The organism is Deltaproteobacteria bacterium (assembly GCA_028818775.1).
Taxonomy (GTDB): Bacteria; Desulfobacterota; Binatia; order UBA9968; family JAJDTQ01; genus JAJDTQ01.
Genome location: JAPPNE010000132.1, coordinates 1 through 8,344 on the forward strand (window position 1 = coordinate 1; position 8,344 = coordinate 8,344).

Genomic DNA, 8,344 nt, shown 5'->3' on the forward strand with positions numbered 1-8,344 from the left:
TCGAGCTGGCCCTGGAGACCATCTCGCCGGTGATCGCCGAGACCATGTCGAAGCTCAGGGCCCTGGCCCAGTGGGTGAACAACCAGAACCTGGACTCCTGCGAGACCGCGCAGGCCCTGGTGGGAGCGGTCTGGTCGAGGAACGACCGGGCCAGCGCCGCGGTCTGCGCGGCGGTGGGGACGCGGCAGGGCATCTTCTCGGACTATGCCGCCGCGCGCCACGGCTGCGGCTCGGACGGCAGGCGGAACTCGACCCTGGCCGCGGCCTCGGGACCCCTCAGGGAACAGGTCCCCGTGAACGTCAACTACGCCTGGCGCGCCGTGCGGGCGTCGAGCTTCCTCGGCTCGGACCGGGACCTGGGCGAGTTCGCCATGTCCATCTCCGGGACCGTGATCGTCACGGCGCCGGTCTCGGACTCGGACCCTTCCGGCCCCCGGGTGCGCGTCCTGGAGCCGCTGGCGCTCGACCGCCGGGTGACCGAGGTCCTGATGGAGGGCGGCGGCGACCTCCCCGTCTACCGTTGCGACACCGCCGCCGACTGCCTCAATCCCACCCTGGGGCGGCTCACCGTGCCCGCGGCGCGCGGCTTCCGGAACCGGGTCGCCGATCTTCTCCGGCGTCTCGTCGATGCCGTTCGCGCGGACACGGCGCCGCCTGCCGACGCCCTGGGGCTGGTGAACCTCACCACCCTCCCGGTCTACCGGGTCGTGAACACCGCGGCCGCCTACCGGGGAGCGGTGGTGGAGCAGGAGGTGGATTCCCTGGCCGAAGCGGTAGCGCTCGACGTGCTGCAGGTCTGGATCTCGGACCTCCACCGGACGGTGAAGGAACGCGCCGGCACCCTGGACATCGCCGACGGCGACCAGTTGGAGCGCTGGCGCGAAGGGCTCAGGCGGAACCGGGCGGCCCTGGCCCGTCACCGCCACGAGGGGCTTCAGCGGTTCAACACCGCTCTGGCCGTGGTCGAGAAGCTGAGGCTCATCGAGACCGAGCTTGCCGGAGCGCTCTCCGCGGACCTCCGCGCCGCCCTCGCCTTCTCCCGCGGCGCCACGGGGTCGCGTTAGCGCGGCCGCCCAGGGAATCCAGCCGTGCACGAACTCTTCACCCTGGGGGGCGGGACCTACCTGGTGGACCTTCTGAACGCGGTGGCCGCCATCACCGGCGGTGGCGCCTTCGTGACGCTGGCCCAGCTTGCAGGGGTCGCCGGTCTCGCCTGGGCTCTGTTCCGCACCGCCTTCGGGGGCTCGTGGAAGGACAACGCCAGGTGGATGCTTCTCTTCATCGCGGTCTGGGGCGCGATGGTCGTTCCCAGGGCCACCGTGCGCGTGGTGGACCGGCTCGACCCGGCGCTGGCGCCCGCGGTGGTGGCCAACGTCCCCATAGGCCTGGCGCTCTTCGCCTCGGTGACGAGCCAGGTGGGCGACGGGCTGACCCGCCTCACCGAGCAGGCCTTCTCCCTTCCGGCCGATCTCACCTACCGCCGCCACGGCCTCATCTTCGGCGCGAGGCTCGCGGCCGAGGCGACCCGCATGGAAGTCACCGACGCGGTGTTCGCCCGGAACCTCCGGGCCTACGCGCGGCAGTGCGTGTTCCACGCCCTCCTCCTGGGCCACATCTCCGCCGACGACCTCCGGGAGAGCACGGACGTCTGGCGGCTCGTCACCGCCGCGGGCTCGCCTTCCGCCGGGGCATCTCCCGCGCGCATGGTCGAATACGCGACCCGCGGCGCTCCCTCAGGCACGGGCGCCACGACCGTGGACCGCCAGATCGTCACCTGCGCCGACGCCGCCACGCGGCTCAACGGGCTCTGGGTGGCCGAGATCGCGAGAGCGTCCGGCATCTTCGGGCAGAGGCTCTTCCCCGGAGCGGCGACGGAGGCTCTGGCCCGGGCCGAGCTCATGGCCGCTCTGCCCGCGGCCCACGACTTCCTCATAGGCGCTTCGAGAACCGCGGCCGAGATCCTGCGCCAGCAGATGGTGTTGAACGCGATCCACGACGCCGGCGAGCAGTGGGCCTCGGAGGCGGGGAACGCCGCCGCACTGAGGGCCTACACCGAGGCCCGGGCCGAGACCCAGACCGTCTCCGCCTACCGGGCCATCGGCCGCCAGGCCGAGACCTGGGTGCCCATGCTCCGCATCGTGTTCGAGTGCCTCTACGTGGGCGCCTTCCCCATGGCGGTGCTGCTCATGCTCACGCCCGCGGGCGGCGCGATCTTCCGGTCCTACTTCTCGGGGCTCGTGTGGCTCCAGAGCTGGGGGCCGCTCTACGCGGTCCTTCACCGGATCTCCATGGGCGAGGCGGCCGAGCGCATGAGCGCCGGAGCCTTGATGCCGGGCGGTGACATAGGCGTGTCGCTCGTGGCCCAGGCGGGGATTCAGGCGGTGGCGTCGGACGTGGCGGTCATGTCGGGCTACCTCTCCATGTCGGTGCCGTTCCTCGCCGCCGCCCTCGCTTACGGCGTAGGCAGGGCCACCGCGCTCGCGACCTCGGTGCTGGCGGTGGGCCAGGAAGCGGCGTCCTCGGCCGCACAGGAAGGAACGACGGGCAACGTCTCGCTCGCCAACACCCAGACGGACACCCACCGCTTCGCAACGGTGGAAGGACACCAAGTCCGCACCTCGCTGCACGCTGACACCGGCCGCTACACGGGCTACGCTCCCGGAGGCGCGGGCTTCACCGTGACCGGGGACGGCACGGTGGTGGTGGACGCCGGTTCCGCCACGAGCCGGATACCGGCTGCGGGGGTGAGGCTCTCGGAGTCCCTTGCGGCGAGCCACGAGAGCCGGGCGGGCGCCGCCCGTGAGCAGGCCCGGTACTGGTCGGCCGAGGTGGCGACCGCGCGCACCGCGGCCGCCACGGACTCGGCGGCCCTGGTGGAGCGGTTTTCCCGCGACGTGAACACGGGCGTGGCCCATTCCAGGGGCGTCACGGAGAGCGAGAGCGAGACGGTCCAGAGCCTGGAATCCCATCTCAAGGGGCTCTCCGAGGCGGGCGGCATCACGAAGGAGCAGGCGGCGGCTCTCACGAGCGAGGCCAGGGCCGGCGGGGGCTTCGACTTCATCGTCAAGTTCGGAGCGGACGGGTCGGTGAGCTGGCGCGGCAATACCTTGAGCCGGGAGGCCTGGAACCGGATGACGGACTACGCCGAGCAGCAGAGCGTGCTCGACGTATGGTCGCGGGCGGCCGAGGCGTCGAGACGCTACTCCACGGCTTCGGGCGAGAGCGAGCTCAGGAGCCTGGAGGAGAGCTTCGGGGCGAACCTCACGAGGATGCGCCGCTACGGCGAGCAGGAGGCGCTGAGCCAACGCCAAGCCGAGAGCTGGAGCCGGCAGGCGGCCGAGGTGCGGAGCCAAGCCCAGTCAATAGACCGGGATCTGGGCCAGCCCTTCTTCAACTGGCTCAGCACCCGCGCCGGCGCCGACGGGCGCGAGATCGGCATGGCGGGCGCCATGCGCCTAGTACAGCCGCAGACCCCGGAGGACGCCGAGGAGCTCCGGACGCACGCAGCCGCTTTCATCGCGGAGAGGTTCCCGCAGCCCAAAGGCCCGGACCCGGCGTCGGCGCCGGGCCTGGCGGACTACGAGCGAAGCCGCGAGGGGATGCGGGAGTCCCACAGGAGCGGGACCACGGCTGCCTGGGCGGAATGGTCCGGCTGGGCGCGGGACGCCGGACGCGGAGGCGGGAAGCATGAACGGGGGAGTGTCGGGAGAGGAGCCGAGCGCCTGCGCGCCGAGACCGACACGGAGCTCGACATCCGCGAGGCGGAGCGCGAGGCGCGAAGCGGAGCGGCGGAAGAGCTGAGCGAAAAGGGCCGCGCCGGGGTCGCGGCCGAGACCGGCCGGCCCTTCGGCGAGCACGCCGCAGAGGCGGTTCCGCTGGTGGGCGAGTGGCTCGGCGCCAGGCTCTACGGCACGGCGCGGAACGTCGCGCCGGACGAGGGCGGAAAGAAGGAGGGCGCCCGGGGCGGTCCCATGGGCCGCGACGAGGCGCTCGGGCCGTGAGGCCTGAGGCGCTGCCGAAAGGGAGGATCCGATGATGTTCGGCAAGGCTACGCTCCGGGGAGGTCAGACCCTGCTCCACGACGTGCACATGTGGGGGCAGCTGGTGCGCTGGCAGATCATGGGCCTGGTCCTGGTGGTGGTGATCTTCCCCGCCGCGGCGCTCTACCGCTCCACGACCGCCTACGACTGGCGGCTGGTGGGCACGGGGACCCTGGCCGAGTTGAAGCTCTCGATAGGGTACTCTCCCCGCTCGGGCCAGATGCACGAGTGGCGGGAGGGCCGGAAGACCCCGACCCCGATCGTGGACATCGTCGCGGACCCAAGAATCGAATGGCTGCGCAAGCGCATGCTCGCGACGGTCTACGCCAAGGCATGGGCGGGCGCGGGATGGGGAGCGGGCGGCGTGGCCGTCTCCACCCTGGGATTCTGGCTGCTCGGCCGGCGCCTGGGCCGGACCCGGCGCGTGCGGGGCGCGGAGCTGGCCACCGCGCGCCAGCTACGAAGGCGCGTGCAGCCCCTCTCCGAGCGTCTGGCGACGGCCGTTGTTCCAGCGGCGCGGCGGGCCTCGTGCCGCATCGCCGGGATCCCCTGGCCCAGGCGCGCCGAGACCCAGCACACCATCGTCTCGGGCACCACGGGCTCGGGCAAGACCGTGCTGATCTCGGACCTGGTGGCTCAGGTCCGGGCGCGGGGCGAGCGCTGCATCGTCTACGACAAGATGGGCACCTACACGCGGTCCTTCTTCGATCCCGCCCGGGACGTGCTCATGAACCCCCTGGACGCCCGCGCCCCGCGCTGGTCGCCCTTCTACGAGGCCAGGACCTCGCGGGACTTCGACATGATGGCCGCCGCCCTGATCCCCCAGCAGAAGGACACCGTGGATCCGTTCTGGGTGACCGCCGCAAGGCAACTCTTCTCCAACGGCGCGGGGGTGCTGTGGACACAGGGGGTCACGGAGAACCGGAGGCTGGTCGAGGACCTGCTCAAGACCGAGCTGTCGGAGTTGGCCGAAGCCATGGAGGGCACCGTGGCCCAGTCCATCGTGAGCCCGGACAACCCCAAGACCGCGCTCTCGGTGCGCGCCATGCTGACCGCTCACCTGGGAGCGCTGGAGTTCCTGCCGGACACGGGCGAGCCTTTCTCGATCCGCGACTGGGTCGGCCGCGAGGACGAGAAGGGGTTCCTGTTCCTGACCTCCCGGGGAGACCAGCACGCGAGCCTGAGGGGTCTCATCTCGACGTGGCTCGAGATCGCGGTCAACGCGCTGCTCTCGCTCCAGCAGGACGGCGGGCGGCGGATATGGATCGTCCTGGACGAGTTGCCGACGCTCCACCAGGTGCCGAGCCTCCAGCCGGGCCTTGCGGAGTCCCGGCAGTTCGGCGGCTGCTTCGTGCTGGGCATACAGGTGTTCTCGGCGCTCCGGGACATCTACGGAAAGAACGGCGCGGAGACCATCTCCGGACTCTGCGGCACCCGGGTGGTGCTGTCCGCCCCCGACCAGGAGACCGCGCAGTGGTCGGCGGAAAGCCTCGGGCGCGGCGAGGTCGAGGAGTACACGCACGGCATGAGCTACGGCGCCAGCACCATGCGGGACGGGGTGTCCCTCACCCAGCATCGGCAGATGCGCCCGCTGGCGCTCCCCTCGGAGATCATGCGATTGGAGAACCTGCACGGCTACCTGAAATTCCCCGGCCCGTACCCCGTCACCTCCATCCAGCTCAAGCACGTCGACCGCCCGGCTTCCGCCGAACGGTTCGTTCCGCGCAAGGCCGATGGAACCCCGCCCGGCGCGGATGCGCCTCCGGTCGAAGGCGTGGGCGGCAAGGGCGTGCAGGACGATGGCGGCGCCCGCCTCGTGGACGAACCGGTGGACGGCGGAGGTCAAGCCGATCCGATAGACGAGCTGAAGCCCGAGACGCCGCCGGAGTCCGGCACGGACCCGGCACCTCCGGAAGCGGAGGGGCGGACGGAAGACGCGGGCGCGCGGTCGCGGGAGAATCCGCCGCCCGAGCCAGAGCCGGCAGCCGTTGGAAACCCTGGGGACGAATCCGGGAGTCGCCGGGGCGTGGTGATCTGACGTGGTGGCGTCCATCGGCGCGGTCGCGAGCCCTTCCCAGGGCGCCGCCTACTATGAACGCGACGGCTACTACGCGAAGGACGCCCCCGAGCACCGCGCCGCCAGCGCCTGGGTGGGGAGGGGCGCGGCCGAGCTCGGGCTCGAAGGGCCGGTCGACCCCGATGTCTTCCGGTCGGTTCTCGAAGGCCGTGTGCCGGACGGCTCCGGACGGCGCCTCGGACGTTTGGACAGGGACGGCGGCATCACGCACCGCCCGGGCCGCGACCTCACCTTCTCCGCGCCCAAGTCGGTGTCTCTCGCGGCGCTCGTGGGCGGTGACGACCGGGTCGTCGAAGCCCACGACCGCGCCGTGGCGTTCACCCTCGACTGGTTCGAGCGGAACGTGGCGGAGACCCGGATGAGGGACCCCGGGACCGGCCGCGTGTCGCGCGCGGGCGGTCAGAAGACGGTGGTCGCCGCGTTCAGGCACGACACGTCCCGGAACCTCGACCCCGCCCTGCACACCCACTCGGTGATCGCCAACATGGTCAGGGGCGCCGACGGCAAGTGGCGGACGATGTCCAACGAGCGGCTCTATGCGTCCAAGATGGTTCTCGGCGCCATGTACAGGAACGAGCTTGCGCGGAACATCTCGGGGCTGGGGTACGGCATCGAGAAGACCCACGCGGACGGGCGCTTCGAGATCGCTGGCGTTCCGAGGAGGGTGATCGATGCTTACTCGACCCGGCGCGCGGAGATCGAGGCGGCGGTGGCCGGGCGCGGCGCCAATGCCACCGCCGGGAACCAGCGCCTCGCCCAGCGCGCGGCGCTCATGACCCGCTCCGCGAAGCGGGACGTGGACCGCGGCGCGCTCCGGGAGAGCTGGCAGAGGCAGGCTTCGGAACTCGGCTTCGACCCGCGGGCGGTGGTCGAGGCGGCGGTCTCCAGGGAAGCCTCGCAAGAAGCCAACGCAGGACATGGCGCGGGAGGGGTGGAGGCGGAGCGGGCCGCGGAGGAGACCGCGGCGAGGGTGCCCGCGGCCGAGGCGGCGGACTGGGCGGTGGCGCACCTTTCCGAGCGGGAGGCGGTGTTCACCCGCGCCGGCCTGCTCGCCGCGGCGCTCGCCCGGAACCCGGGCGCGGCCGGGTTCGGAGAGATCGAGCGCGAGATCGCGGCCCGCGAGAAGGCGGGGACCCTGCACGCCGTAAGCCTGCCCGGCGCCGAAGACTCGCTCACCACGGCCCGCGCCGTGGCCCGGGAACGCGAGACCATCGCGCTCATGGAGGCCGGGCAGGGACGCGTGGGGCCGCCCATGCGCGTCCGCGCGGTCGACAAGGCGCTCCGGAACGGCCCCCTGACCCGGGGCCAGCGGGAGGCCGTGAAGCTGATCCTCTCGGCAAATGACCGCGTCGTGGGCGTCCAGGGGTATGCGGGCACCGGCAAGACCACCATGCTGAACCGCGCCCGCGCGCTCCTCGGGAAGAAGGGCTACGCGGTGCGGGGCCTTGCCCCGTCGGCCTCCGCCGCCCGGACCCTCGAGGCCGAGGCTGGCGTCGCAAGCGAAACCCTGCAGCGCTTCCTCGCCCGCTACCAGGGCGTGGCCCGGGGGCGCATGACGAGAAAGGGAGAGAAGGCGATGCGGGCCGCGTACCAAAGGACCGTGCTCGTCGTGGACGAGGGCTCGTTCGCCTCCACCCTCCAGGCCCGCGACCTGCTGCGGATCGCCAATACGCTCCGCGTCCCCCGCGTGGTGCTGGTCGGCGACGAGAAGCAACTGGACGCGGTCGATGCCGGAAAGCCGTTCGCCCAGTTGCAGCGCGCCGGCATGAGGACCGCGGTGATGGACGAGATCATGCGCCAGCGGGACCCCGAACTGAAGGCGGCCGTGGAGGCAAGCCTCGCGGGCGACGTGACGCGCGCGTTCGAGAAGCTCGGGACGAACGTCGTGGAGGTCAGGCCCGACGGCCTCGCGGGCGCTGCCGCCGCGCGCTGGCTCGCCCTCCCGCCCGAGAGGCGCGCCGGCACCGCGCTTCTGGCCCCGAGCCATGCCCTGCGGGAGCGGATCAACGGCATCGTGCGCGAGCGCCTCGTGCGGGACCGCATCGTTCGCGGTCCCGCCCTCAAGGGCGAGCGGCTCGTGTCCAGGGGATACACCAACGCCCAGAAGACCCTCGCCGCCAACTACGCCCCGGGCGACGTCGTGGCCTTCCACCGTCCCTACAAACGGCTCGGCGTCGGGAAGGGTGACGAGCTGCGCGTTGCGGAGGTGGACCACAAGACGCGCGCG

General features: G+C 72.0%; 4 protein-coding genes. All 4 read left to right on the forward strand.

Annotation, left to right across the window (positions count from 1 at the left end):
• Nucleotides 1-1,064: conjugal transfer protein TraH (locus OXU42_14380; GenBank protein MDE0030578.1), on the forward strand; the 1,064-nt coding region annotated here is incomplete at its 5' end.
• 24 nt (nucleotides 1,065-1,088) lie between these two features.
• A complete protein-coding gene (locus tag OXU42_14385; protein MDE0030579.1) occupies nucleotides 1,089-4,001 on the forward strand; it encodes a conjugal transfer protein TraG N-terminal domain-containing protein in 2,913 nt (970 codons plus the stop codon).
• Between the two features lie 31 nt (nucleotides 4,002-4,032).
• A complete protein-coding gene (locus tag OXU42_14390; protein MDE0030580.1) occupies nucleotides 4,033-6,078 on the forward strand; it encodes a type IV secretion system DNA-binding domain-containing protein in 2,046 nt (681 codons plus the stop codon).
• Nucleotide 6,079: 1 nt separating this feature from the next.
• A partial coding sequence (locus OXU42_14395; GenBank protein MDE0030581.1) for a conjugative relaxase occupies nucleotides 6,080-8,344 on the forward strand: 2,265 nt, incomplete at its 3' end.

Bases quoted from the DNA above. Each gene is read 5' to 3' on its own strand.
- OXU42_14390 (MDE0030580.1), top strand. From the start codon at position 4,033: ATGATGTTCGGCAAGGCTACGCTCCGGGGAGGTCAGACCCTGCTCCAC.